The 24694-nt window shown below is 73.5% G+C and carries 24 protein-coding genes; 10 read left to right on the top strand and 14 right to left on the bottom strand.

The features are described from left to right. Positions 1 to 105: 105 nt before the first annotated feature. On the top strand, positions 106 to 2769 hold the full coding sequence (locus tag ABEA81_RS17590) for a LuxR C-terminal-related transcriptional regulator (protein WP_345606213.1): 2664 nt from the start codon (positions 106 to 108) through the stop codon (positions 2767 to 2769). An 8-nt stretch (positions 2770 to 2777) separates the two neighbouring features. Here the strand turns inward: ABEA81_RS17590 and ABEA81_RS17585 are convergent, their stop codons facing one another. The 5 genes from ABEA81_RS17585 to ABEA81_RS17565 all read right to left on the bottom strand — a co-directional run bounded on the left by ABEA81_RS17585 (position 2778) and on the right by ABEA81_RS17565 (position 9039). Beyond that, positions 2778 to 4268 carry a dynamin family protein gene (locus tag ABEA81_RS17585; RefSeq protein ID WP_345606212.1) on the bottom strand — a complete coding sequence of 497 codons (1491 nt, stop codon included), beginning with the start codon at positions 4266 to 4268 and terminating at the stop codon, positions 2778 to 2780. Beyond that, complete coding sequence (locus ABEA81_RS17580; protein WP_345606211.1) at positions 4265 to 6088, bottom strand: dynamin family protein; 1824 nt, start codon at positions 6086 to 6088, stop codon at positions 4265 to 4267. The genes ABEA81_RS17585 and ABEA81_RS17580 overlap by 4 nt, the downstream gene beginning before the upstream one ends. 174 nt (positions 6089 to 6262) lie before the next feature. Next, positions 6263 to 7174: a hypothetical protein gene (locus tag ABEA81_RS17575; RefSeq protein ID WP_345606210.1), complete on the bottom strand. Its 912-nt coding sequence runs from the start codon at positions 7172 to 7174 to the stop codon at positions 6263 to 6265. A gap of 181 nt (positions 7175 to 7355) precedes the next feature. Next, positions 7356 to 7946 (bottom strand): IniB N-terminal domain-containing protein, encoded by a 591-nt coding sequence (locus ABEA81_RS17570; protein WP_345606209.1) that lies wholly within the window; start codon positions 7944 to 7946, stop codon positions 7356 to 7358. A 181-nt stretch (positions 7947 to 8127) separates the two neighbouring features. Beyond that, positions 8128 to 9039, bottom strand: a complete 912-nt coding sequence (locus ABEA81_RS17565; RefSeq protein ID WP_345606208.1) for an IniB N-terminal domain-containing protein — start codon at positions 9037 to 9039, stop codon at positions 8128 to 8130. A 267-nt stretch (positions 9040 to 9306) separates the two neighbouring features. On the opposite strand from ABEA81_RS17565, the gene ABEA81_RS17560 reads away from it, so the two are divergent. From ABEA81_RS17560 to ABEA81_RS17550, 3 genes are read left to right on the top strand one after another with little or no spacing between them, the layout of a single operon-like run. Next, the gene (locus ABEA81_RS17560) at positions 9307 to 11250 is read left to right on the top strand and encodes an Hsp70 family protein (RefSeq protein WP_345606207.1); all 1944 of its coding nucleotides are present in this window, start codon (positions 9307 to 9309) and stop codon (positions 11248 to 11250) included. Positions 11251 to 11301: 51 nt separating this feature from the next. Then, positions 11302 to 11556, top strand: coding sequence for a hypothetical protein (locus tag ABEA81_RS17555; RefSeq protein WP_345606206.1), 255 nt, complete (start codon positions 11302 to 11304; stop codon positions 11554 to 11556). Positions 11557 to 11583: 27 nt separating this feature from the next. Beyond that, positions 11584 to 12414, top strand: a complete 831-nt coding sequence (locus ABEA81_RS17550) for a hypothetical protein (RefSeq protein ID WP_345606205.1) — start codon at positions 11584 to 11586, stop codon at positions 12412 to 12414. Between the two features lie 36 nt (positions 12415 to 12450). On the opposite strand, the gene ABEA81_RS17545 is transcribed toward ABEA81_RS17550, so the two are convergent. Beyond that, positions 12451 to 13086, bottom strand: coding sequence for an NAD(P)-dependent oxidoreductase (locus ABEA81_RS17545; protein ID WP_345606204.1), 636 nt, complete (start codon positions 13084 to 13086; stop codon positions 12451 to 12453). 79 nt (positions 13087 to 13165) lie between these two features. Here ABEA81_RS17545 and ABEA81_RS17540 point away from each other — a divergent pair, with 79 nt between their 5' ends. After that, on the top strand, positions 13166 to 13531 hold the full coding sequence (locus ABEA81_RS17540) for a winged helix-turn-helix transcriptional regulator (protein WP_345606203.1): 366 nt from the start codon (positions 13166 to 13168) through the stop codon (positions 13529 to 13531). On the opposite strand, the gene ABEA81_RS17535 is transcribed toward ABEA81_RS17540, so the two are convergent. Beyond that, entirely contained in the window at positions 13516 to 14727 is a 1212-nt protein-coding gene (locus tag ABEA81_RS17535; protein WP_345606202.1) for an aminoglycoside phosphotransferase family protein, read from the bottom strand. The two genes, ABEA81_RS17540 and ABEA81_RS17535, sit on opposite strands and share 16 nt — an antisense overlap. 60 nt (positions 14728 to 14787) lie before the next feature. Here ABEA81_RS17535 and dinB point away from each other — a divergent pair, with 60 nt between their 5' ends. Further along, positions 14788 to 15984, top strand: coding sequence for a DNA polymerase IV (dinB, locus tag ABEA81_RS17530; RefSeq protein WP_345606406.1), 1197 nt, complete (start codon positions 14788 to 14790; stop codon positions 15982 to 15984). An 18-nt stretch (positions 15985 to 16002) separates the two neighbouring features. Here dinB and ABEA81_RS17525 read toward each other — a convergent pair whose 3' ends face one another. Both ABEA81_RS17525 and ABEA81_RS17520 read right to left on the bottom strand, forming a co-directional pair. Further along, positions 16003 to 16431: a cupin domain-containing protein gene (locus ABEA81_RS17525; protein WP_345606201.1), complete on the bottom strand. Its 429-nt coding sequence runs from the start codon at positions 16429 to 16431 to the stop codon at positions 16003 to 16005. Between the two features lie 53 nt (positions 16432 to 16484). After that, the gene (locus ABEA81_RS17520) at positions 16485 to 17189 is read right to left on the bottom strand and encodes a class I SAM-dependent methyltransferase (RefSeq protein ID WP_345606200.1); all 705 of its coding nucleotides are present in this window, start codon (positions 17187 to 17189) and stop codon (positions 16485 to 16487) included. Between the two features lie 399 nt (positions 17190 to 17588). On the opposite strand from ABEA81_RS17520, the gene ABEA81_RS17515 reads away from it, so the two are divergent. Both ABEA81_RS17515 and ABEA81_RS17510 read left to right on the top strand, forming a co-directional pair. Next, a complete protein-coding gene (locus ABEA81_RS17515; protein WP_345606199.1) occupies positions 17589 to 17711 on the top strand; it encodes a hypothetical protein in 123 nt (40 codons plus the stop codon). Between the two features lie 214 nt (positions 17712 to 17925). Further along, entirely contained in the window at positions 17926 to 18465 is a 540-nt protein-coding gene (locus ABEA81_RS17510) for a hypothetical protein (protein ID WP_345606198.1), read from the top strand. On the opposite strand, the gene ABEA81_RS17505 is transcribed toward ABEA81_RS17510, so the two are convergent. From ABEA81_RS17505 to ABEA81_RS17495, 3 genes are read right to left on the bottom strand one after another with little or no spacing between them, the layout of a single operon-like run. After that, positions 18466 to 19767 (bottom strand): MFS transporter, encoded by a 1302-nt coding sequence (locus ABEA81_RS17505; RefSeq protein WP_345606197.1) that lies wholly within the window; start codon positions 19765 to 19767, stop codon positions 18466 to 18468. Next, positions 19764 to 20633 carry a LysR family transcriptional regulator gene (locus ABEA81_RS17500; RefSeq protein WP_345606196.1) on the bottom strand — a complete coding sequence of 290 codons (870 nt, stop codon included), beginning with the start codon at positions 20631 to 20633 and terminating at the stop codon, positions 19764 to 19766. The genes ABEA81_RS17505 and ABEA81_RS17500 overlap by 4 nt, the downstream gene beginning before the upstream one ends. Continuing rightward, positions 20630 to 21634, bottom strand: coding sequence for an NAD(P)-dependent oxidoreductase (locus tag ABEA81_RS17495; RefSeq protein WP_345606195.1), 1005 nt, complete (start codon positions 21632 to 21634; stop codon positions 20630 to 20632). Before ABEA81_RS17495 ends, ABEA81_RS17500 begins: the two co-directional genes overlap by 4 nt. 128 nt (positions 21635 to 21762) lie before the next feature. On the opposite strand from ABEA81_RS17495, the gene ABEA81_RS17490 reads away from it, so the two are divergent. Next, a complete protein-coding gene (locus ABEA81_RS17490) occupies positions 21763 to 22431 on the top strand; it encodes a dihydrofolate reductase family protein (protein WP_345606194.1) in 669 nt (222 codons plus the stop codon). Here ABEA81_RS17490 and ABEA81_RS17485 read toward each other — a convergent pair. Continuing rightward, positions 22356 to 23204, bottom strand: coding sequence for an alpha/beta fold hydrolase (locus ABEA81_RS17485; RefSeq protein ID WP_345606193.1), 849 nt, complete (start codon positions 23202 to 23204; stop codon positions 22356 to 22358). The two genes, ABEA81_RS17490 and ABEA81_RS17485, sit on opposite strands and share 76 nt — an antisense overlap. Positions 23205 to 23344: 140 nt before the next feature. On the opposite strand from ABEA81_RS17485, the gene ABEA81_RS17480 reads away from it, so the two are divergent. After that, complete coding sequence (locus ABEA81_RS17480) at positions 23345 to 24106, top strand: class I SAM-dependent DNA methyltransferase (protein WP_345606192.1); 762 nt, start codon at positions 23345 to 23347, stop codon at positions 24104 to 24106. Here the strand turns inward: ABEA81_RS17480 and ABEA81_RS17475 are convergent. Beyond that, the gene (locus tag ABEA81_RS17475) at positions 24031 to 24435 is read right to left on the bottom strand and encodes a VOC family protein (protein WP_345606191.1); all 405 of its coding nucleotides are present in this window, start codon (positions 24433 to 24435) and stop codon (positions 24031 to 24033) included. The two genes, ABEA81_RS17480 and ABEA81_RS17475, sit on opposite strands and share 76 nt — an antisense overlap. Positions 24436 to 24694: the final 259 nt, after the last annotated feature.

Genomic DNA, 24694 nt, shown 5'->3' with positions numbered 1-24694 from the left:
ATTCCGGGACGATCGTGCCACTCACCTGGTCGAGGGGGACCGCTGGGCAGACGCCGGCAACCGTCGACTGCCAGGTGATCGGGTCCTCTGAGTAACCTCCGCTCAGTGTCGACGCGTACCCAGCCGGCGCCTCGGGCGCCGGAGAGGCTGCTCGCGGGCTCGCCCGTGGCGCGTCGACTCGTGCACGAGGCAGCCGCCCGTTCCGCGACGTCCCGCCGGGTGGACGTGATCGGTCCGGGCGGGCACGGCAAGACCGTGCTGCTCGACGCGCTCGCCGCCACGTTCGCGGCCGCGGGCCTCACCGTCCACCGGGAGATCGCGGGCGTCACGGAGCTGGGCACCGACGACGCGCTCCTGCTCGACGACGCCCACCTGCTCCCGCCGGACGAGCTGGAGCGGCTCGCGGTGCTCGCCGCGGCGCCCGGTGGCCACCTCGTGGTCGCGCACCGGCCGTGGCCGCGCCCGCCCGGCACCGCGGCGCTCGGTAGCGCCCTCGCGGCCACGCGCCCGCCCGTGGTGCTGGAGGCGCTCGACCGCACCGGGGTCGCGGCGCGGGCCGCGCTGCTGCTGGGCGGGGACGCCCCGCCCCCGCACCTCGTGGACCACGTGCTCGAGCAGACGGCGGGTCTGCCCGGGCTGGTCGATCGGCTGCTCGGTGCGCTCCTGGAGCAGAGCGGGTTGGATCGCGTCCGCGGCGTGCTCCCCGGCGAGCCGCCTGCCGGCCTGCTGGTGCAGCTCGGCTACCTGGTGCACGGCCTCGGCGACGGCGTCGGGGGCCTGCTGCTGGCCCGCGCGCTCGGCGCCCCGCTGGAGTCCGAGGTGCTCGTCCCGCTGCTGGGGCTCTCTCCCGACGACGGTGCCGCCCAGCTCGACGAGCTGCTGGAGGCCGCGCGGGCCGCGGGGATGCTCACCGGTGACGGGAGGGCGGTGCCGCTCGTCTCGGCCGCGGTACTGGCGCGCACCCCGCGGGCGTCCCGGGTGGAGCTGCGGCGCACCCTCGCGGAGATCGAGCTCGACCGCGGCGGCAACGTCCTCGCCGCGGCCCGCGGCCTGCTCGGCACGGGAGCGAGCGGCTCGAGGGTGGCGGCCGTGTTCACCGCGGCGGGCGAGGAGGCGCTGCGCACCGGATCCCCGGCGGCGGGTGAGCTGTTCGAGGCGGCCGTGCGTGCCGGGAGCCCCGCGCTGGGCCTCGCGGCCAGCCGGGCCGAGGCGGCGGTGCTCACCGGCGACCTCGACCTCGCCCTCACCCAGGCCGACCAGGTGCTGTCCGATCCCGATCAGGTCTCGCCCGCCGACGCGGTGCGTGCCGGCACCGTGGCGGCGGCCGTCCTCGCCCACCGCGGGATGCTCGGCCGCAGCGCGGAGCTGTACCGCTGGATGGGCACCGCGCTGGAGCCCGCCATGGGTGCAACCGCCGTGCTCGCCGTCCCCGCGCTCATCGGCACCGGTGCGCTCGACGAGGCCGCCAAGTTGCTGCAGGCTCCGCCGGCGGGCGGCGGTGCCCCGAAGCGCCCGCCCACACTGCTGGCCGGCGCCGAGGAGCTGATGGCCCAGGGCGTCTACGACTCGGTCGCGGGGTCGCCCACCGCGGCACTGTCCCAGCTGACGCGCGCGGCGTCGCTGCTGGAGGCCTCCCAGCGCGCCGCGCTCCTGCCGGACACCCCGGCCGCGCTTGCGGCGCTGGTCGCGGTGCACTGCGGAGAGCTCGACGTGGCGCAGTCGGTGCTGGAACGCGCCCTGCGGGTCGGGCTCGGCGGGCGCGGGTCGGTCACCCGCCACCGCCTGCTCCTCGGCTGGATCGCGCTGTTCCGCGGGGCCACGGGCGCGGCGCGCTCGGCGCTCGCCGTGGCGTCCCCACCCGGTGCCGTCCTCGAGCCCCGCGACGAGTTCCTCGCCGCTGCGCTGGACGTCGCGCTCGCCCGGCGGGCGGGCGACCTCGCCGTGCTCATGACGGCATGGGGCCGCGCGCGCGAGGCGATCGTGCGCCACCCGGTGGACCTGTTCGTGCTGCAGCAGCTCGGCGAGCTGTGGGTGGCGGCCACGCGGCTGCGGGAGTCGAGCTGGGTGCGCCCGCACCTCGACGAGGCCACCGACCTGCTCTCCCGGCTCGGTGACCCCGCGCTGTGGGCGGCGCCGCTGCACTGGTCGGGCCTGCAGGCCGCGATCCTGTCCGAGAACCGCGATGCCGCGAAGCGGCACGCGGCGGCGCTGGAGGCGGCCGCCGACGGCAGCCGGTACGCGGCCGCCATGGCGGCGGCCGCACAGCACTGGGTGCGCCTGCTCGAGGCCGAGGTCGACGCCGCCGGGGTGGAGGCCGCCGCTCGTGGCCTGCACGCCGTCGGGATGGCGTGGGAGGGTGGCAAGCTCGCCGGGCAGGCGGCGATCCGCACCCACGACCGCAAGGCCATGACGGCGCTGCTCGCGTGCGCCCGCGCGTTGCAGAGCACCGGCCCGGCGACGCGCGCCGTCGCCGTGGAGGCCGACGCCGACAGCGATCCCCGCGGTGTCCCGGCCGCGGCCGTGGAGGCCGAGCCGGTGCCGGACCAGGCGGCCGACGGCGTCGACGGGCCGCTGAGCGAGCGAGAGCGGGAGGTCGCCGGGCTCGTCCTGGAGGGCCTGACCTACCGGCAGATCGGCGAGCGGCTGTTCATCTCGGCCAAGACCGTGGAGCACCACGTCGCCCGGATGCGCCAGCGCCTCGGCTCGGGCAGCCGGGGCGAGCTGTTCGCCCACCTGCGCCAGATCGTCGGACCGGGCACCGAGGCCTGACGCGGGCGCTACTGCTGGCGCATGCTGGCGAGGATGCCCTCGCAGCTGCGCACCACCTGCCGCGAAACGTCGGCGATCGCCCGGCTCGACAGCGGGCTCTCCCCCCGCCTGCGCCACCGGTTCGCCGCGTCGATGGCGGCGTCCCACACCTCCTGCGGGCCCGCGTCGGGCTCGAGCCCGAGCCGCGCGTACGGCGCACCGCCGTCGCCGCCCAGCAGCTGCTCGGCCTCCTGCAGCACCTCCTTGGGCAGCTTGATCGCCCCGGCGCGCAGCGCGGAGAGCAACCGCAGCTCGGCGAACTCGTGGGCCCCCGCGAGGATGCGCTCCACCTCGCCCGCCAGTGCGGTGGTGGCGGCACGCGGCTCCTCGCGCGTGAGCACGAGGTCGACGGCCAGCAGCGCCGAGCGGGCCTTGAGCAGGTCGCGCCGCTCGCTGAACTGCGTGGAGAGCACGCTGCGCAGCTCGTCGAGGCCGCTGCGCTTGACGAGCTCGGCCGAGATGGCGTTCGGGTCGGTCATGCCCTGGCGGATCAGGGTGGTGGCCAGCCGCACGCCGAACATCCCGAACCGCTCCATCAGCCCGGCGCGGGTCTGGGAGTCGGGGGCGCCGGGCGAGTCGAGCTCGGTGCGGGAGAAGCGGTCGGCCGACAGCAGCATCGACTCGATGTCCGAGCGGGGCATCGCGGCCAGCGCGGTGAGCGCCGTGAACTCGCCCTGGCGCATCGTGCGACCGGTCTGGGCCAGCAGGCCGGCCACGGCAACCACGGTCTGGCACAGGCCGCGGATCTTGTCGTCGGCCCGGTAGCGCCGGGCGATCTTCCGCGCGGACGTGAGCGCGTTCAGCCTGCCTGCGCCGATCTCGTCGGCGCGCGAGAGCACCCCGATCGTGTTGACCGGGGTGGCGCGGGCCACGCCCTGGTCGAAGAACGACTCGAGGAACCGGACGTCGGTGTTGTGCAGGTGGCGCATCAGGTAGATGACGGCGTCGGCCTGCGTGGGTGCGTCCTCGGGCGCGAGGAACGCCCCCGCCCGCGCCGACGTGTCGGCCGACAGCGACGCGATGCCCGGGGTGTCGATCAGCGTCTGCGTGCGCAGGCTCTGCGACGGCCACTCCACCTCGAGCTTGTCGACCTTCTCCACCGGGAAGCCGTGCAGGTCGAACGAGAGCCCGCCGGTGGAGCGGTTGATCGTGAGCTGCTGCGGCTCCGAGCCGCGGGGGTACATCGTGACGCGCGGGAACTGCGCGTCGACGTACCAGGTGACCACGCGGGTGCACTCGCCGGCGTCGGTGGGGGCGATCTGCTCCCCGACCAGCGCGTTCAGCAGCGTCGACTTGCCCGCCTTCACCTTGCCCGCGATGGCCACCCGCAGCGGCTCGTCGAACCGCTGGAGGTTGTGCGTCAACCAGCCGTGCGCCTGCGGGCTGTCCTGGTACGCCTCGATCGCCTGGCGCAGCAGGATCCGCACCGCGGCACCGAGCGGGGGCGCGGGCGCGGTCATGCGGCACCTCCGGAGAGCGCGGTCGGTCGTTTGTCGTTCACCAGCGCCCTGGCGCGCTGTGCCATGCCGTCGATGCGGGCCAGCTCCGCCTTGAGGTCCTTGATCCGCTTCTCCCGGCCCGACGTGTTGGTCTTCAGCGCGTTCTGCGCGGCCTGGACGGACGCGGCGATCGACGTGCTCATCTCCTCGGCGAGCGCGCTGAAGTGGTCGCGCAGCTGGCGCTGGGTGCGCCGCAGCATGTCGTTGGAGTCCTTGCCCACCTGGAACGTGACCTCGTCGATGTGCTTGCGCACCCCGTTCTTGGCGTCCGCGCGGCGCTTCTGCAGCATCCGCTTCTTCTCGTCGCGCACCGCCTTGATCCCCAGCAGCACACCGGCCGGGGCGCCCGCGAAGATCGGCAGCCCGGCCAGCGTGCCCAGCATGCCGAACATCAGCATGCCGCCGTAACCGCCCTTCATGCCGGTGAGGAGCTGGCCGCCGCGGGTGAGCTTCTCCGCCTCCGGCTGCGTGAGGGGGTCGACCTTGCCGGCGATGCCCTCGTCGTCGAACCGCAGCTCGGGCATGGAGATGTCGGCGCCTTCGGCGAAGTGCTCGGCCACCTGGGCGGCGAGCCAGCGTGCGCGTTCGGCGGCCCAGACGAAGTTGGCCGACGCGGCGGAGGAGATCTGCTGGTGGAACCAGTCGGAGAACTGCTCCCACACCTCCGCCGGGTCGGAGTCGTCGATGAGCTGCTCGGCCTCGCGCCCGATGGTGCGCAGCCGGTCGCGCAGGTCGTAGCCGATGTCGGACTGCAGGTCGGCCACCCCGTCGTTGAGGGTGATCTGCCAGCGCGACGACCGCTGCTTGAGCTCGTCGGCCCGCGCCTTCGCCCTGGTGAGGTCCTCGACGAGGCCGTTCACCTTCTCCGGATCCTCCAGGATGGAGAGCTCGGCCTTCATACCGGACGACAGCTGGTCGGCGATCGAGAGCACGTCGTGGCTCGTGGAGCGCCGGTCGAGATCGTCGGACTGCGCCACGACCTTGTGCAGCAGGTAGTCGACGAGCGACTTGAAGCCGGACTCGTCCATCAGCTCGGAGTCCTGCTCCTTGGCCGCGTGCAGCCGCAGCACCGAGGACACCGGGAAGATCTCGGCGTTGATGCCGGCCTTGCGGAGGTGGCCGCGGTCGAGCTCCTCGATCCGCCGCCAGTGCGGGTAGAGGTCGGTCTTCGTGAGGACGCAGGCGACGTTCGGACAGAGCTTCATCGCCGCGTTCAGGAACTCCAGCTCGGGGCCGGTGTACTCCTGGGCGGCATCCGAGACGAGCAGCACGGCGTCCGCGCCGGGCAGGGCGGACATCGTGGCCGCGCCGTGCGCCGACCCGAGCCCGCCGACGCCCGGGGTGTCGACGAGCACCAGCCCGCCGGACAGCAGCTTGCGCGGCAGCCCCACCTCGGCGTAGCTGAGCAACGCTTTGTTGCCGGGGTTGCCCGCCTCCGACACGTGCTGCGCCAGCTGGGTGGCCGGCACCGCGGTGCGTTCGGCGGAGTCCTCCGACTCGCCCTCGCGCACCAGCTCGGCGACGGTGGTCTCGGCGTACTTCACCACCGTGGGCACCGCCGTGGCGATGTCGTCGTCCACCGGGCACACCGGTGCGTTCACCAGCGCGTTGACCAGCTGGCTCTTGCCCTGCTTGAACTCGCCGACGATGAGCACGCGCACGTCCGGGTCGACGAGCCTCTTGCGGGTCTGGAGCAGCCGCCCACCGAGGTCGGGACGCTCGTAGGCGGTGGTTGCTTTCAGCGCGAGGTCGACCAACTCGACCGCTGCGGGAACCGCCACGCCGGGTCCTTCCCTCCTCGTCGACACCTGCCGGTCGTCGACCCGATCCTGACTCACCGGATCGGCCAGTACGACACCGGCCCCGCCACCTCGGGTACTCCCGTGGAGTGGCGGGGCCGGCGGCGGGTCACCCGGCAGGCTACAGCGCCGCCCGCGCGGCGCTGCCACCAGTGATCAGACGACCTCGGCGCTGTACGACTCCTGGGTGGCGTCGTGGCTGTCCGTGGTGGTCGTGTCGTTCTCGTCGTAGCTGCTGTGGTCGGAGCTGTCGGAGTACTCGCTGTACTCGTCGTTGTCCTGCACCGATGTGTGGCTCGAGTTGTCCGACTCGTCGTGCCAGTCGGTGGTGGTGTTGCCGGAGTCCTCGACCGAGTTGTCGCTGTTGTCGATGGTGACGTCGTCATCGGACTGGTCGCGGCTGTCCACGGAGGAGCTGCCGTCGATCGCGAGGGAGCTCCCGTCGTCCACGGCGACGTCGCCGTCGACGTCGGTGGAGGAGACGTCCCCGTCGCCGAAGCCCGTGACGTTGTCGTCGCCGTTCACGACCTCGTTGTCGTCGCCGACGACCGCGCTGCCGCCGTCCTCGACGTCCACGTCCGTGTTGCCGTCGCCGATCGTGTCGTCGTCCCCGGTGGCGATCTGGGAGTCGTCGATGTCGTCGCCCGCCGCCACCGAACCGTCGCCGGATGCCACCACGGAGTCGACGTCGATGTCCTGGTCGAAGTCGCCGCCGCCGGTGTCGATCTGCTGGTTGATCGAGTTGTCGGTGATCGTGTCGCCCTCGTTGGTGACGTAGTTGTTGGTGATGTAGGTGTCCAGGTAGCGCACCGCGGCCTCGTGGTTGCTCTCGCCGGGCTCCGGCTCCGAGGCGGGCGGCGGCGGGGGCACGTGGACCACGTTGCCGCCGCCGTGGTACTCGCGGCTGAAGTCGGCGTCCTGCCGATCCTGCAGCAGGAGCAGCGCCTCGCGGATGTCCTCCGGCGACACGTCGCCGCACGAGGAGAGGAAGCCCTCCGGGTCGTCGCGGTAGGCGCTCGGGTCGCGGAGCAGGTTGAGGAGCAGTTCGAGCAGGTTGGTCGTCGACATCGTCGGTCAACTCCATGTGGGAGAGGTGCCGGGACCGGGGTGTTCCGGCGTTGGGACGAACGCTATGGCGCTCGGCCATCCGGGCCATCGGGGATCGTCCAGAGTCTGGGATTCGTACCCGTTCGGGGATCCGGCACCCCACCCGTAGGGGGTTCGGGGGACGCCGCTCTCCGCTGAGGGGTCAAGCCCCCTCGGACATCGTCGGGCCGCCGTCGTGGCCGTCCAGGACGTCGTCGAGGACGTCGTCGGCGAGGTCCGCGAAGCCGCTGAACTCGTCGAACCCGTCGTGGTGACCGAGGTCCTCGTGGATGGTGTCGATCTGCTCGCCGGGCCCGTGATCGGGCTCGGTCCTCGGAGCGGCCCACCCGCCGTCGTCGAAGGGGAGGTCGGAGCCGGCCCCGTACCCGGTGTCGTCGCCCGACCCGAACTCACCGAGCGGCGCGGTGCCGCCGGGGTCGTCGGGGTCGGGCCACGACTCGGCGGGCGCGGCCTCCTGCGGTCCGGCGAGGTAGCGGGCCAGGTACTCCACCGCGGCTTCGTGGCCGTCACCGGCGGGCGGCGGGGGCGGCGGGGCGGTCGCGGCGTCGAGGGAGTAGTCGACGGTCTGGGTGTCCTGCACGAGCACGAGCGCGTCGTGCACGTCGGCGGGGGTGAGGTCGGCGAGGCCGTGGGCGGCCAGGGTGCCCTGCGGGTCGTCCCCGAAGCCGTCACGCATCCCGGCGTCGGTGAGGAGCGCCTGCAGGAACTCCATCAGGGACAGCGTCTCGGGCACTTGCCTCTCCGGGTGCTCGTGGGATCGGACGGAACGGTAGGTCCGGGACGACCCGCCGCCATCGGGGATGCGGCACCGTCCACCGACCCCGCATTAGGGGATTCGGTCCCCGAGGTGGGCCCGCAACGTCACGACCCCGCCACCGGCATCGCCGGCGACGGGGTCGCGTTGGTCCAGCCGATCAGGCCTGGATCGAGTAGTCCGAGTCGACGCTGTCGTGGCTGTCGGTCTCGGTCGAGTCGTTGTCGTTGTAGCTGCTGTGGTCGGAGCTGTCGGAGTACTCGCTGTACTCGTCGTTGTCCTCGATCGAGGTGTGGCTCGAGTTGTCCGACTCGTCGTGCCAGTCGGTGGTGGTGTTGCCGGAGTCCTCGACGGAGTTGTCGCTGTTGTCGATGTTGACGTCGTCGTCGGACTGGTCGCGGCTGTCCACGGAGGAGTCGCCGCCGATGGCGAAGGAGCTGCCGTCGTCGACGCTGACGTCGCCGTCGATGTCGGTGGAGGAGACGTCGCCGTCGCCGAAGCCCGTGGTGTTGCCGTCGCCGTTCACGACCTGGTTGTCGTCGCCGACGACCGCGCTGCCGCCGTCCTCGACGTCCACGTCGGTGTTGCCGTCGCCGATGGTGTTGTTGTCCCCGGTGGCGATCTGGGAGTCCTCGATGTCGTCACCGGCAGCCACCGCGCCGTCACCCGAGGCGACGGTCGAGTCGATGTCGATGTTCTGGTCGAAGTCGCCGCCGCCGGTGTCGATCTGCTGGTTGATCGAGTTGTCGGTGATCGTGTCACCCTCGTTGGTGACGTAGTTGTTGTAGATGTACTTGTTGATGTACTCGGCCGCCGACTCGGACCCGCCGTCGTGGTGGTGCTCCACCGGTGACGGCGCGGCGATGTTGACCTCGTTGTCGCCGCCGTTGTAGTTGCGGCTGAAGTCCGCGTCCTGGCTGTCGTCCTGCATGATCTCCAGGGCGTCCCGCACGTCGTCCGCGCTCAGGTGGCCCAGGCCGGCGTCGTCGAGCGCCTGCTCCGGGTTGTCCGCGAACTCCTGCCGGGCGTCCTCGTCGAAGATCAGGGAGCGGAGGAACTCGAGCAGAGTCATGTGTTGTGTATCCCCTCTGGGTTGCGTGACTGCGGTTGGGTGGGCCGCGTTGAACAGAACGTAGGGCGCAGGAGTTGCTCGGCCATCGGGGATCCCCCACAGTTGCGGGAAGCCGCCGTTCGGGGGATTAGGGAGCCCCCCGATAGGGGGACTCGGGGGTCGGCCTTGATCCAATGGGGCCCCTGGAGGGGCTAACGACGGGCCGAGATCCCGCGATGCGATCGTGGGGCCGGTCTACAGGCCGGTTGTCGGGGTGAGGGGAAAGGCATGGCGTACCAGCTCGGGATCGACCTGGGAACGACGTTCACCTGCGCAGCGGTGAGCCGTTCCTCGGGCCGCCGCTGGGGGGAGCCGGAAGTCGTCACCCTCGGTAGCCGTGGTGCCACGGTGCCGTCGGTCGTCTTCATCGGGCCGGACGGCTCGATGGTCGTCGGCGAGGCCGCCGAGCGGCGGGCCCTGACCGATCCGGACCGCGTGGTCCGCGAGTTCAAGCGGCGCATCGGCGACCCGACGCCCCTGATGGTCGCGAACCGGCCGTGGGCCCCCCAGGACCTCTCCTCCCGGCTCGTCCGCTGGGTCGTCGACCGCGTCGCGGAGCGCGAGGGCGGGCCGGCCGACCGGATCGCCGTCACCCACCCCGCCGCCTGGGGGCAGCACAAGAAGGAGCTGCTGGCCTCCGCACTCGCGAACCAGGGCCTCACCGTCACGTTCCTGGCCGAGCCGCAGGCGGCCGCCATGAGCTACGCCGCGAACGAGCGGATCAACGCCGGGTCCACGATCGCCGTCTACGACTTCGGTGGCGGCACGTTCGACGCCGCGGTCGTGCGCAAGGGCGACGTCGACTTCCGGCTGGTCGGCCGGCCGGAGGGCCTCGAACGGCTCGGCGGCATCGACTTCGACCAGGCCGTGTTCGAGCACGTGCTCGAGGGGATGCCCGACGCCTTCGCCGAGCTCGACGACACCGACCCGGCCGTGCTGTCGGCCGTGGCGCGCATCCGGCGCGAGTGCACAGAGGCCAAGGAGGCGCTCAGCAGCGACACCGAGGTGTCGATCCCGGTGCTGCTGCCGTCGTCGCGCGGTTCGGTGCGGCTGCACCGCAGCGAGTTCGAGGCGATGATCCGGCCCCAGGTGGAGGACACCGTCGCGGCGCTGCGCTCCGCGGTCATCTCGGCGGGGTTCGCGCCGGACCAGCTGACGGCCGTGCTGCTCGTCGGCGGTTCCTCGCGGATCCCGCTCGTCGCGCAGCTGGTCTCCGAGCAGCTCGGCAGGCCGGTCGCGGTGGACGCCGACCCCAAGAACGCCATCGCCAAGGGGGCCGCGCTGTCGTTGGTGCCGCAGCCCGTCGCGGCGCCCGCCGGCCCGCCGATGGCGCCCGGCGCCCCGCCGCCCGCGCGGCCGCCGCGGATGGCGCCGCTCCCGCCCGGCGCTCCCGGGATGCCCTACAGCGGCCCGTACAACGACGGCCCGTACAACGACGGCCCGTACAACGACGGCCCGTACAACGACGGGCCCTACAACGACGGCCCGCAGCGCGGCGAGCAGGGCACCCCGCCCCGCGGCACACCCCCCGGCCACTACGGTCCCCCGGCCCGGCCGGTCGCCGACCCCGCGGCCGCGGTGCTCACGCAGCAGCCCGGCCCCCGGCAGGCGCGGCACGCGCACCAGCAGCCGGAGCCGGAGTGGGACTACGACGACTACGACGACGAGCCGGAGCTGCAGGAGCGGCGCCGGCCCAACGTGATGGCGATCGGGCTGGGTGCGCTGCTGGCCGTGGGCGCCGTCGTGCTGGCGATCGTCCTGTGGCCGAGCGGGTCCGAAACGCCCACGGACACCGCCGGCAACGAGAGCACGGGCTCGAACTCCGCACCGTCCGAGTCCGGCAGCGGTAGCGGCGGAAGTGGCCGCGGTTCGGGTGGTGGGGGCGAACCCGCCCCGGCCGTGCCTCCCGCAGGCGAACCGACGAGCGCTCCGGCCACGTCCGGGGAGAAGCCGCCGTCCTCGTCCAAGACGACGACGAAGTCCAGCGAGCCCACGAAGGGCAGCGGCACCACCAAGGACTCCGACTCCGGCAGCGACTCCGACAGCGGCAGCAGCGACTCCGACTCCGGCAGCGAGTCGGGCGGGAGCGACGGCGACAGCAACGCGTCCGGCCCGGCAGGCGAGCTCGACCAGGTGGGCGAGGACGCCGCCGCCGCGCCGCCGACGCTCTGACCGAAGAACCGACACCGAACACTCCGAGAAGGGAACACTGCCGTGCTGCGGATGGGAGCGACGGTCGTCGCCATGGAGCTGGCGGCCGGGCTCGTGGCGTACGGCTACTTCGACTGGCCGGTCCTCGTGATCGGCGTGCCCGTGATCGTCCTGACGCTCATCGCGCTACTGGTCGTCCGCGCCTCGGAGGCGCCGCGCCGGATACTGCAGGAGCACCGCGCGTCCCGCTGGGACCCGAACGCGGCGCTCCCCGGTGGCCTGATGAGCGGCTTCTTCGAGGTTTCGAAGCAACGACCGCGGCCCTGACGGGAACGCTCCACCCCGCCGTGAGGCATGCTGAACGCCGTGCTGGTGGGGATCCTGTTCGCCGCTGTTGCGATGGTCCTCAACAGCTGCGGCGCACTGCTCCAGGCGGCGGGTGCCCGGCGGGCCACCCGTACCAGACCCGCTGCCGTCCAGCCGCGCTACCTCGCCGGGATGCTGCTCGATCTGGTGGCGTGGGGATGCGCCGTGATGGCGCTGCGGGTGCTGCCCGTGTTCGCCGTACAGGCGGTGATCGGGGGCACGATCGCGCTCACCGCGGTGGTGAGCGCCTGGTTGATCGGGGCGCAGCTGCCGATGACCACGCGGCTGGCGGTCACGGGGTGCCTCGCGGGCCTGGTGCTCGTGGCGGCGAGCGCGGGTACCGAGCAGCCGCCGGTGCACCGCCCGGGCGTGGACGTGGTGCTGCTGTCGTCGCTGCTCCTGCTCGCGGTCGGGGTGTTGATACTGCGGCAGGGCAAGCACGCGTGGCCGCTCGCGCTGGTGTCAGGCCTCGGGTTCGGCGGCGGCTCCGTGTCGGTGCGCGCCGCGCACGTCCAGACCGGTGAGGGGCTCGACATCGCGCTCCTGCTCGGCCAACCCTCCACGTACCTCGTGGTCGGGTTCTGGCTGGTCGGCATGGTCGGCTACACGGCTGCGCTCTCCCGCGGCGACGTCGGCGCGGTCACGGCGGTCTTCATCGTCACCGAGGTGCTCGTGCCGGGGATGGTCGGGATCTGGCTGCTGGGCGACCCGGTCCGGCCCGGCTGGGGCTGGGTGCTCGCGCTCGGGCTCGCGGCCGCCCTCGCCGGCACGGTCGTGATCGCGAAGGCTCCACCGCTGCGGCCGCGCAGAACGAGGTAGCGGCTCCGATCCCGGCCCGGGCGCCACCGAGCGGGATCAGGCGCCCACCGCGACCATCACCCGGTGGTGCCGGGGCGACTCCGCCTCGTCGACGAGGGCGACCGCGAGGTCGGCGTAGGAGAAGGACGTGGGTGCCGGCGACAGCGGCGCCGTGCCGCCCGTCCGGTAGCGCCCGGTCCGCTCGGCCGCCTCGTCCAGGAAGACGACGGGCGGGGCGAGCACGACCCAGTCGAGCGGGGCGTCCGCGAGGACGTCGAGCTGCGCCACGTGGCCGAGTGCGAAGGCCCGGTGGCCCGGCGGGAAGGCCGGGTCGTCGAGCGCCCGCCGGCCCGGAGCCACCTCCAGGGCCGATCCGATCCCCACGAGGACCAGTCTGCGGACGCCCGCCTCGCCCAGCCCGGCGACGAGCGCGCGCGTCGCCGCGGTGTAGAAGTCGACGGCCGGGACGTCGAGCCGGACCGCCGCGGTGATCGCCGCGTCGTGCCCGGCGGCCGTCGCGGCCACGCTCGCCGGGTCGGTGACGTCTCCGGCCGCGATCGTCACGCGTCCGTCCACGCGCTGCTCGGGTGGCGTGCGCACCACCGCGGTCACGGCGTGGCCGCGCGCCGCGGCCTCCTCGACCACCCGGCGCCCGGCCCGGCCACCCGCTCCGAAGACCACGATCTTCCCCATGCCGCAGCACGGTAGGAGCAGGGTGCCCGGTTCCCGCAACGGTAGTGGTCGCGACCAGCGCCGACGTAGGCTCGGGTGCGTGCCCGACCCGCTCGCCCCGGACATGTTCGCCGGCTGCGCCGACCACTCGACCCTCCCGGTCCGGGTGGGCGACAAGTGGACGGCGAAGATCCTCGCCTGCCTGCGCGACGGCCCACGCCGGTTCTCGGAGCTGCAGGTCCCGCTCGCGCCGATCACGCCGAAGGTCCTCACCGAGTCGCTCCGCGCGATGGAACGGGACGGGTTGGTCACGCGCACCGCTCAGCCCGGCATCCCGCCGCGCGTCGAGTACGCCCTGACGCCGCTCGGCTCCTCCCTCTTCGCCCCGCTCGCCGCGTCCTGCGCCTGGAACGCCGCGCACGGCGAGGAGCTGCGGAAGGCCCGGGAGGCCTACGCGGCGCGGTGAGCGAGCGCCAGCCGGATCTGTTCAACCGGATCGCCCTCGTGGTAGACCCGCTCGTCCGGCTCGATGCCGTCGAGGAACGTCTGGTAGGTGAGCGCGGCCTCGAGGTGCTGGACGGGGCGCACGAGCTCGGCGGCCCGATCCGGGTCGCACCCGGGCACGGCGGCGCGCCACTCGGCCGCCCAGCGGTGCGCCGCCAGCGCGGCGAGCGGGGCCGGTAGCCATTCGGCGAGCCTCAGCACGTCGCACGCGGGATGGCCGCGCCTGGACTCGCACCAGTCGAAGACGACGCGACGGCGCCCGTCGGAACGCCAGTTGCCCGGGTGGAAGTCGCCGTGCACGAGGGTCTCGGGCACCCCCGTGCCCGCGATCGAGGCCCCGCGGTCCGCCAGCCCGGCGACGAGACGGGCGAGCGCTCGCCGCTCGGCCGCGTCGAGATCGGCGGTCACGTCCGGGGCGAGCAACCGGTCGGCGCGGGCGGCGAGGGTGGACACCCGGCGGTCGGGCAGGCCGGGCAGCGCGTGCCCGGCGAGCGCGGCCTGCACGGCGACGTACCGCGGCAGCACCGCGGCGACCGTGGCGGCGTCGGCGTCCCAGCAGTCGCGGCCGGGCACATCGGCCATCACCGTGCACCCGCCGTCGGCGGTGGCGGCGAGCACCGCGGGAGCGAGGTCGGGGTCGTGCTCGGCCACGTAGCCGGCGGCCAGCGCCTCGGCCCCGAGGAACGGCGGCGTGCACTTGAGCCAGACCGGCCCGGCCGTCGCGGGGAGCCGGTAGAGGCAGGAGAGGTTCCAGGACTTCACCTGAACGGGCGGGCCCGTGAGCGGTCGGCCCACCCCACGCAGCTCGGCCGTCGCCCAGTCCAGGACCCGCGCCGGCCCTCCGGGCTCGGCCCATGGCATCCGGTGCTCGTGCGGGGCGAGGACACCGGGATCGGCGGTGCCGTCCCATCGAGGTGCCGACGTCGGCGGCGTCATCGCCTCGACGAGGTAGGTGACCTCGCCGCCGCGCATCATCCGGCCGGTCGCCGTGACCATGCGGAGCACGGCCGTGCGGGCGCCGAGCCGCCGGTCCAGCTCGGCCGCCACCGGCTCGACGTCCGACCACGACGGGCCGGCGACGTCGAACCCGGGTAGCGCGCCGAGGAGGGTGCCCTCGTGCACCACGACTGCGCGCACCCGGCGACCGGTCGGTTCCACCCGAACGATCATTCCGGCGGCGACAACGGGTTTCCCGCTGTCGGTGGCCGATGCGAACATCTGTTCGTGCCCGGTGAGGCCTCCATCCTCCACGCCGATCTCGACGCGTTCTACGCATCGGTCGAGCAGCGCGACGACCCCCGCCTGCGCGGGCGCCCGGTGATCGTCGGCGGGGGCGTGGTGCTCGCGGCCAGCTACGAGGCCAAGGCCTGTGGGGTGGCCACCGCCATGGGCGGACGGCAGGCCCTCGCACTGTGCCCGCACGCGATCGTGGTCCCACCGCGGATGTCGGCGTACGCCGCGGCCAGCAAGGCGGTGTTCGAGGTGTTCCGGCACACCACGCCGCTGGTGGAGGGCCTGTCCATCGACGAGGCGTTCCTCGACGTCGGCGGCCTGCGCCGGATCTCCGGCCCGCCGGTCGACATCGCCGCGCGGCTGCGCAGGGAGGTGCGCGAGCGCGTCGGGCTGCCGATCACCGTGGGCGTCGCCCGCACGAAGTTCCTCGCCAAGGTCGCCAGCGGGGTGGCCAAGCCGGACGGGCTGCTCGTCGTCCCGCCCGACGGGGAGCTCGAGTTCCTGCACCCGCTGGCGGTGGAGCGGCTGTGGGGCGTCGGCCGGGTCACGGCGGCCAAGCTGCACGAGTACGGCATCTCGAGCGTGGGTGAGGTGGCGGCCCTTCCCGAGTCGGTCCTGGTGTCCACGTTGGGTCGCGCGCTGGGGCGCCACCTGCACGCGCTCGCCCAGAACCGCGACCCGCGCCCCGTCGTGGTGGGCCGCCGTCGCGGGTCGATCGGCTCCCAGCGGGCCATCGGCAGGGGGCCCCACACCCCGGAGAGCATCGACGCGGTGGTCGTCGGGCTGGCCGACCGCGTCACCCGGCGGATGCGGAAGGCCCACCGCGTCGGCCGCACCGTGGTGCTGCGGCTGAGGTTCGCCGACTTCTCCCGCATCTCCCGCTCCCACACCCTCGCCCAGCCGACCTCCGGCACCGAGGAGGTGCTCGCCGCGGTGCGCGTGCTCGTGGCGCGGGCGCTGCCGCTCATCCGGGAGCGCGGGTGCACCCTCGTCGGCATCGCGGTCGGCAACCTCGACGACGACGCCACGATGCAGCTCGAGCTGCCGTTCGACGAGGGCGCCACCGATGCGCTCGACACCGCACTGGACGAGGTGCACCGCCGGTTCGGCACCTCGGCCGTCACCCGCGCGGTGCTGTTGGGGCGCGACCAGGGCCTCACGGTGCCGTTGCTGCCCGACTGATCGGGCAAACCCCGGGTACTAAGGAACGACCTCGCTGTTGTGCCGTCGGTACACCTCGGCGATCAGGGACGGGTCCGGCGGACCGGAGGCGGGCAACGCCACGCCGACGTCCTCCATGAACTCCAACGCCGAGCCGGGACTCCAGATGCCGAGGACCCGCACCGGCCGGTCGCCCGGGTTGCGGAACGTGTGCCGGGTGCCCCGGGGCGCGAGCACCAGGCTCCCGGCAGGGAGCGGGCGCGCGTCGGACCGGCCCGTGACGACGAGCAGCTCCCCGTCGAGCACGTAGATCGCCTCGTCGAACCCGTGGTGGACGTGCGCCGGCGGGCCGGGGAACCCGGCGGGGACGGACATCTCGCAGACGGCCATGCCCGCGCACTCCCCGAGCACGTCGAGCGCGTCGCTCGCATACGGGATGCGCCGGAGCGGGTCGGTGGCGCTGGTCACGCGGCGAGTGTCGCAGCCCTTCCGACTGCCGAACAAGGCGATATCCGCGCTGGTCAGCGCCGCGCCAGCAGCAGCGCGCCGCGTTTGGTCACCGGCAGCGGGAGCGGGCCGCGCGCCGCGATCGCGTCGGCGAGCCGACCTGCCTCGCCCGAAGGTACGAACCGGGCGCGCAGGTAGTCCCGCACGGCGTCGCGGTCGGGGAGCGTCACGAGCGGGGCGTCCCACGGTTCGACGGTCACCGCACCGAAGACGCCCGCCACGATGCCGGGCGCTTCCTCGCTGTCGAACGTCCCGGGCGCTGCGTGCCAGAACGGCCCCAGCTCGGGCGAGTCGGAGCGTGCCACCGTGCCCGCCACGAACAGCCCGCCCGGCCGGAGGACCCGCCTCGCCTCGCAGAGCGCGGTCGTGGGCCGGTCGAGGTGGTCGAGCACGTTGACGGTCACCACGGCGTCGACGCTCGCGTCGGCCACCGGAAGAGCCGCGACGTCACCGCGGACGACCGGCCCGTGCGCGCGGGCGGCCTCGACCATGGGAGCGGCCGCATCCAGCCCGATCACGTCCAGGGGCCAGGTGGCAGCCGCGACGGCGAGGGCGCCGTCACCACAGCCGGCGTCGAGCACGGTGGTGCCGCCCGCAGCGACGATGAGCTCGACGATCCGGGCCTGCAGGTTCACCCCCGGCGCCGTGTGCGCGGCCGCCACCCGCATGCCCAACCGGTATCGCCCGGGGTCGGTGTCGTAGTCACGCGGGGTCGGCACGTGTTGATCTCCAGATGGCCACTGGACACGATGAGGGTATGGGGCCACCACGCGTGACGCTGCGCGAGATGTCCGAGGACGAGTACCGCACGTACGTCGTCGAGATGCAGGCCGCGGTCGTCGAGGAGCTCGTCGCGACCATGTCCGAGGAGGAAGCCCGTGCCACGGCGGCGGGCGGGATCAGGCAGTACCTGCCCCAGGGTGTGGCCACCCCGCGGCACACCCTCCTGATCGCCGAGGACACTGCCGGCAGCCCGGTGGGGAACGCCTGGGTGGGACCGGACCCGCACCGCGCCGAGGGCACCGACGCCGCATGGCTGTACGACATCAACGTCTACCCGCACGCGCGGCGCGCCGGTTTACGGCTCCGCGATCCTCGCCGAGGTCGAGGCACTCGCCGTGCGCGACGGCAGGACCCGCCTCGGCCTCAACGTCGTCGGCACGAACGTGGCCGCGATCGCGCTGTACCGCAAGAGCGGTTACGCCCTCTCGACCATGCAGATGAGCAAGCTGCTCCGGTAGGGAGCAGCTTCTCGCGGCGTTCGGGGCATCACGATTCAGCCTTCTGCGCCTCAATTAAGGGCCGAAAGGGTGATGAAATTGCGAGTGGATCGCAAGGCGTAGCGTGCTGGTTCATCCTTCCGAGTGACGATAGTGGTGTGTCTTCGTGTCGAATCGTGTCAGGCCTTCCGCCCGCTGGGCTGCGCTGGCGGTCGTGGCAGCTGCATTGCCGTTGATGTCAGCGTGTTCGGAGGCCGTTTCCGCCGGATCCCCCAGCTCGGTCGCGCAGGCGACCACGCAGCCCGCTCCGAGCGCGGGCAGCCCGTCGAGCCCGGCCGGCCGGCGGACGGCCGCGGAGATCACGGCGGCATGTCCGCTGGTCGAGACCAGCGAGGTCGACGAGGCGTTCTCGGTCTCCGGGGCCACGGCAGAGGAGGCGCCGTCGCAGAAGCTCGCCAACGGGGGCCAGGCCTTCGTCTGCAGCTACACGGCAGGTGGCGAGGACGCGGCCGCGCTGGTCGCCTCGGTGTACGAGGGCAACGAGGTCACCCCCAATCAGATGATCAAGGCGGTGATGGACAAGAAGGCCGGCGCCGAACGGGTCAGCGGGATCGGTGAGGGTGCTGTCTACTACGCCGACCAGGACGGGACCGCGACGTTCTCGGCCGTGAAGGTCGTCGGTGGGACACCGGTGATGGTGGCGGTGAGCGGTCCCGCGACCGCTGACAAGGACCGGGTCGGGGTGCTGGTCAAGCACGCGGTGGACAAGCTCTGATCAGATTCGGCCGCGGTCGTCGGGTTCAGCCGCGGCCGATTCGGTGGTGAACGCGCGGTGGGCGCGGGACAGGGCGAAGCCCCCCGTCGCCATCAGGGCCGCGGCGCCGAGCAGTGTGGCGGAGTGGCCGCCGAAGGCTGTGGCGGCGAGACCGGCGAGGAGGGGGCCTGCGGCCCGCGCCGCGACGACGAAGACGGCGATGATCCCGTTGACGCGCGGGTAGCGGCGCGGGCCGTAGTAGTCGACGAGCACGGTGCCGCGTAGCAGGTCGGGCAGTCCGTACCCGAGGCCGAAGAACACGACCGACCCGATGACGGCGGCCGTGGCCGCCGGTCCGTGGCCGGTGGTGAGCAGCGGGGCGGGCAGGGCCACCGCCTGCGCGGCGAACAGGAGGACCGCCGTGCGCTGCGCCGGGATCCGGCTCTGCAGCGCCGTGCAGGTCAGCCGTCCGATCACCTGGAACGCGCCGACGGCGCCTGCCGCGACGGTGGCCTGGGTCAGCGGGTAGCCGCGGCCGGTGAGATAGGCGACCAGCACGACCGTGACGGCGAGCTTCCCGGCGGTGTGGGTGACCAGGTGGAGGGTGAACCACCGGAACGAGGCGCGCCGCGTGATCGCGCCGCTGATGGTGTCCGGCCACGTCGGCGCGTCGGCGTCCGCGGGTCGCCCGTCGGGATGCGTCCCCAGGTCGGACGGCCGGCGCCGCAGCAGCGCGGCGTGCAGTGGCACCGTGACCACGCCCAGGATCCCGGCGAGCAGGACGAGGGTGGTCCGCCAGCCGTACGCGCCGATGAGGACCCCGGTCAGCGGCACGAACACGGTGCTGGACAGGCCGCCGGCGATCGTGAGCACCAGCACGGCGCGGGCGCGGTGAGCGACGAACCAGGTGGCGGCCACGGCGAACGCCGGCTCGTAGAGGGTGGCGGCCATCGCCAGCCCGGCCAGGACGAACGCCGTGTAGAAGGTGCCGAGGGAATGGGCGTGTGCCCAGGTCAGCAGCCCCGCGACCCCGAGCAGGCTGCCGGCGGTCATGACCCCCCGGGCCCCGTTGCGCTGCAGCAGGTGCCCGACGGGGACGGCGACCAGGCCGGATACCGCCACGCCCGTGGTGTACGCGCCGCCCAGCTGGGCCGCCGACCAGCCGAGCTGCGCGCCCATGGGCACGACGAACACCGAGAAGGCGTAGACGAGCACGCCCCACGAGACCAGTTCGGTGACGGCGAGCCCGGCGATCATCCACCACCCGTAGAACACCCGCCGCCAGGGAGCGGCGCGCGTCGTCGGGCGGGGATCGGAGGTCATGGCTCGGCGGCCAGCAGGGCCCGGGTGAACGCGGCGGCCGGGTCGGAGGCCACCAGTGCGCGGCGGTGGCTCACCCAGAGGGTCTTCCGCAGCGGCGGGCCTTCCAGGGCGAGCGCGTGCAGCCGGCCCGCAGCCACCTCGCCGTCCGCGGCGGCGGCGAGGACGAGCGAGACGCCGAGTCCGGCTTCGACGGCGGCCTTGACGGCGGCGGTGCTGCCGAGGTTCACCGGGGTGGGCAGCCGGGCCGCGGCAGCTCCGAGCGTGTTCTGCAGCAGGGTTCCGGTGCCGCTGGCCGGCTCGCCGCCGAGCAGCGTCTCGCCGGCCAGCTCGTCGACGCTCACGCCAGTGCGGCCCGCCCACGGATGGCCCGGGCCCACGATGACGACCAGCGGTTCGTCGCGCCACGGCGTGGCCTCGAAGCCGGGCCGCTCGTCCCACCACTCGGTGACGGCGACGTCGACGGCCCCGGTGCACAGCTCCTCGAGCACGTCGCGGTTGGTGCCCATCCGCTGTCGGATGCGGTAGCGCGGCGCGTGGGCGTGCCCGATCGACTTGATCATCGGCTGGAGCAGGTAGATGCCGATGTTCGAGGCCGCGCCCACGACCAGCTCGGGGTCGCTGAACAGCCGGCCGGCCCGGTCGGCGAGCTCCAGCAGGGTGCGTGCGTAGCGCTCGAACGCCGCGCTCGCCGGCGCGGGGAGGCAGCCGCTGGAGGAGCGCTCGACCAGGCTCGTGCCCAGCTCGGTCTCCAGCCGGCGGATGTGCTGGGACACGGCGCCCTGGGTGACGCCGAGCCGGGCCGCCGCGGCCCGGAACCCGCCGGTGTCGAGCACCGCGACGTAGGCGGCGAGCTGGTTGAGGTTCACCGCGGGACCGTCCGGGGCGGCGGCGGGGTGATCGCGCCCTCGGGGTGCCTGCCCGCGAGCGCGTCCCGGACCTGCTCGGCGACCGCGAGCCCCATCTCGCGGCGCACGTCGTCGACCGCCGAGCCCAGGTGCGGGGTCAGCACGGTGCGGGGGTGCGTCAGCAGGGCAGGCGGGATCCCGGCCGCAACCGCCCCGGACGCGGTGTCCTCGAAAGCGAAGACGTCCGCCGCGTACCCGCCCAGCGTGCCGTCCCGCAGTGCCTCGGCGACCGCGTCCTCGTCGACGATCGACCCACGGGCGGCGTTCACCACGCAGGCGCCCGGCCGCATCCGGCGCAGCGCCTCGGCGTCGAGCAGGTGCCGGGTGTCCGCGGTGAGCGGAACCAGCGGCACCACGACGTCGCTGCCGGCCAGTAGCTCGGGGAAGGGAACCCGGCGCGCGCCGAGCCGGCGCGCCTCGGGGTCGGGCAGCGGGACGGGGTCGCTGTACACGAGCGTGACGTCGAAGCCGCGGAGCCGGCCGGCCACCGCCCGCCCGATCCGGCCCATCCCGATGATGCCGACGGTGGCGCCCGCCAGGCCGCTGCCGTAGAGGCGGGGCCGCCAACCGGCGTGCCGCCCCGACCGCACCCAGGTGTCGCCCTCCACCAGGCGCCGCCGCAGGGCCAGCACCAGCCCGACCACCAGTTCCGCCGTGGGCGCCGTCAGCAGGTCCGGCAACACGGTCACCTGCACACCGCGTCGCACGCAGGCCGCCACGTCGATCGTGTCCTGGCCCTTGAAGACCCCGCTGACCACCCGCAACCGCGGGCACGCCGTCAGCAGCTCGGCGTCCACCCGGTCGGCCATGCAGACGACGAGGCCCTCGGCCTCGCGCGCCCTGGCCAGCACCTCGGCCCGCGGCCACAGCTCCTCCTGGCGCGACGGCGCGACGGGACGGCAGAACTCGGCCAGCCGGGCCGTCACGCCCGCATGCACCCAGTGGGTCACCACGACGCGCATGTGATGACGATACCTCATCGAGCTGAAATTTGATTAGTTCCATGTCGCTGTCGATGTCGCCTGCGGTCGTTCGTGTAAGAGCCAGGGGCCGCGGCAGGGCGGCCTCCCGCACGGAACGGAGCAGACGGATGCGTCGGATCAGGGCCACCGAGTTCGTCACCCTCGACGGGGTCGTCCAGGGCCTCGGCCGCCCGGACGAGGACACCCGCGGCGGCTTCCCGCACGGGGGCTGGGGCCCGCGCTACAACGACGAGGTCATGGGCCGCGAGCTGGCCGAGGGCATGGCCCGGCCGGGGGACATGCTGTTCGGACGCACGACATGGCAGGACTTCACCACCGCCTGGGGGCGGGCGACCGACGGCAACCCGTTCACCACGCACATGAACGCGGCCACGAAGTACGTCGTGTCGAGGACCCTCGACGACGCCGACGCGTGGCAGAACTCGATCCTGTTGCGCGGCGAGGCGGTCGAGACGGTCGCCGAGCTGAAGGCCCGGCCGGGCAACGACCTGTCGATCAACGGCAGCGCGTCGCTGGTCCGGAGCCTGCACGCCGCGGGCCTGATCGACGAGTACACGCTGCTGATCCACCCGCTGACGCTGGGCTGCGGCGCTCGGCTCTTCGACGGTCCCGCCCCGCTCGCCGAGTTCGAGCTCATGCGCAGCGTCACGACCACCACGGGCGTGATCATCGCCCGCTACCGGCGCCTCCGGCCGTCCGATCAGCCCGTCGTGTGGGCGAGCAGCTCGTCCGCCACGACCGGGACGGCGTGGGCGGGGAGCCAGTGCCCGACGTGAGCGAGCCGGACGAGCCGAGCGTCCGGGATCTCGGCGGTGAGCGCCTCCCCGTTGCCGATCGGGAAGAACGGGTCGTCCTCGCCGTGCAGCACGAGCGTCCGCGCGGTGATCTCGCCGAGCCGCTCACGCCAGCGAGGGCCGTGGTCGGCGAAGGCGATGTTGCTGGTCGCGCACCTGACGTCGGTGGTACGGGCGACCTCGGCCTCGGCGCGCGCACGGGCGGAGGCCTCGTCGAACGCGCCCGCCCCGGCGGACGTCCCGGCCATCAGCACGAGGTGGTCGACGACGGCTCGCTCGTCCGACCAGTCCGGCTCCGGGGTGCGGGTGATCACCTCCATGAGGGCCGGGTCGTGCTCGGGGAGGTCGTCGTCGACCGGCCCGGGCGTGTTCGGCCGGCTCGCGATGAGCGTGAGCGTCGCGACCCGATCGGCGTGGTCGAGGGCGAGCAGCTGGGCGATCCAGCCGCCCGTCGACATCCCCACGACGTGCGCGCGCTCGGTGCCGGTCGCGTCGAGCACGCCGGCCGCGTCGTCGACGAGATCGGCGAGCGAGTAGCCGGGCGCGCCCGGGGGGTACGACTCCGAGCGACCGGTGTCGCGAACGTCGTACCGGATCACCCGGCGCCCGCCGGCCACGAGCCGTGCGCAGAGCTCGTCGGGCCAGCTCGACATCGACGACCCGACGAGCAGCACGGCCGGGTCGTCGGCGCCGCCCTGCACCTCCACGCAGCTCGCCGCTCCGTTGATCATGAACATGCGCTCGCCTGCGGGCACGGCCCCTCCTCCTCGGTACGCCGCGTGCGGACGTACTCGGGGGATGGACCGGGCGCGCCGTCCGAACTCATCGGCGCCGAGCGCTCGGCGGGTGCGTGCTGGTACCCGCAGGGCGCCGCCGGCTTCGTAGCATGCCCGCCGTGATCGAGACGGCTCACCTGAGCGCGACGAGGTCCGGCTACGACGCCATGGCCGAGCAGTACGCCGAGCTGTTCGCCGCCTCGCTCGACGAGTCCCCGCTCGACCGTGCGCTGCTGACGGGGTTCGCCGAGATGGTCCGGCGCGGCCACCCCGACCCGCAGGTGCTCGAGGTCGGGAGCGGGCCGGGCGGCGTCGCGGCCCACCTGCACCGGCTCGGCCTGCCCGTCCGCGGCATCGATCTGTCGCCCGCGATGGTCGCGCTCGCCCGTCGTGAGCACCCCGGGATCGGGTTCGAGGTGGGCGAGATGAGCGCGCTCGACGTCGCGGACGAGAGCGTGGCGGGAGTGGTCGCCTGGTACTCGGTCATCCACGTCCCCGCGCCCCGGCGCCCGGAGGTGATCGGCGAGTTCCACCGGGTGCTCCGGCCTGGCGGCTACGCGCTGCTGGCCTTCCAGGTCGGTGACGACACCCTGCACCTCGACGAGGCCTTCGGCCACCAGGTCTCGCTGGACTTCCACCGCCTGCAACCCGACGCCGTCGTCGCTCTGCTCGAGGACGCGGGCTTCGACCTCACCGCCCGCCTCGTCCGAGCGCCCGAGCCGACCAGTGCGTCCGCGAAGGTCCCGCAGGGCTTCCTCATCGCCCGGAAGCCCGGTCCCACCGGTCGGGGGTGCCGCCGACGAGGTCAGGAGGACGCGGCGGGGCCGAGGAGGTCCCAACGGTTGCCGGCGACGTCGCGGAAGACGACGACCCGGCCGTAGGGCTCGGAACGGGGCTCGGCGAGGAACTCGACGCCCGCGGCCTTCATGCGCTGGTAGCAGGCGTCGAAGTCGTCGACGCGGAGGAAGAAGCCGACCCGGCCGGCGTGCTGATCGCCGATCGCCGCGGACTGGGGTTCGCCGTCGGCGCGGGCGAGGAGGATCCCGGTTTCAGCGCCCGGCGGGCGGACGACCACCCAGCGCTTGGGGCGGCCGTCGTTGGTGCGGGCGGGCGAGTCCTCCACCAGCTCGAATCCCAGTGCCTGGGTGAAGAAGGCGATCGCGTCGTCGTAGTCCTCCACGAGGATCGCGGTGAGCTGCAGGAATGCCATGAACGCAACGATGGCAGCACCCGGTTCGCGGGCGGTGACCGATGGGACGTCGAAGGCCCAGCTCCGGTGTGGACACCGTGGGAGCTGGGCCTTCGCCTGAGAGCGGATGGCGAGGATCGAGCCCGCGTTCTCAGCTCGGGAACCAGCGGTGAGGCGGGGTGCACTGGCCCTGACCAGGCCCCGGCCCGTTCGGGGGTGCCCGCCGCCACCCCCTGCTGACCGGGGCTTGTTGCCGGCTTGGCGCTAGTCCGTCTGCCCG

It is taken from the genome of Pseudonocardia adelaidensis, assembly GCF_039543345.1.
GTDB classification, from domain to species: Bacteria; Actinomycetota; Actinomycetes; order Mycobacteriales; family Pseudonocardiaceae; genus Pseudonocardia; species Pseudonocardia adelaidensis.
The sequence above is the reverse complement of the archived record's forward strand: the minus strand, read 5'-3'. Positions and strand labels throughout refer to the sequence as shown.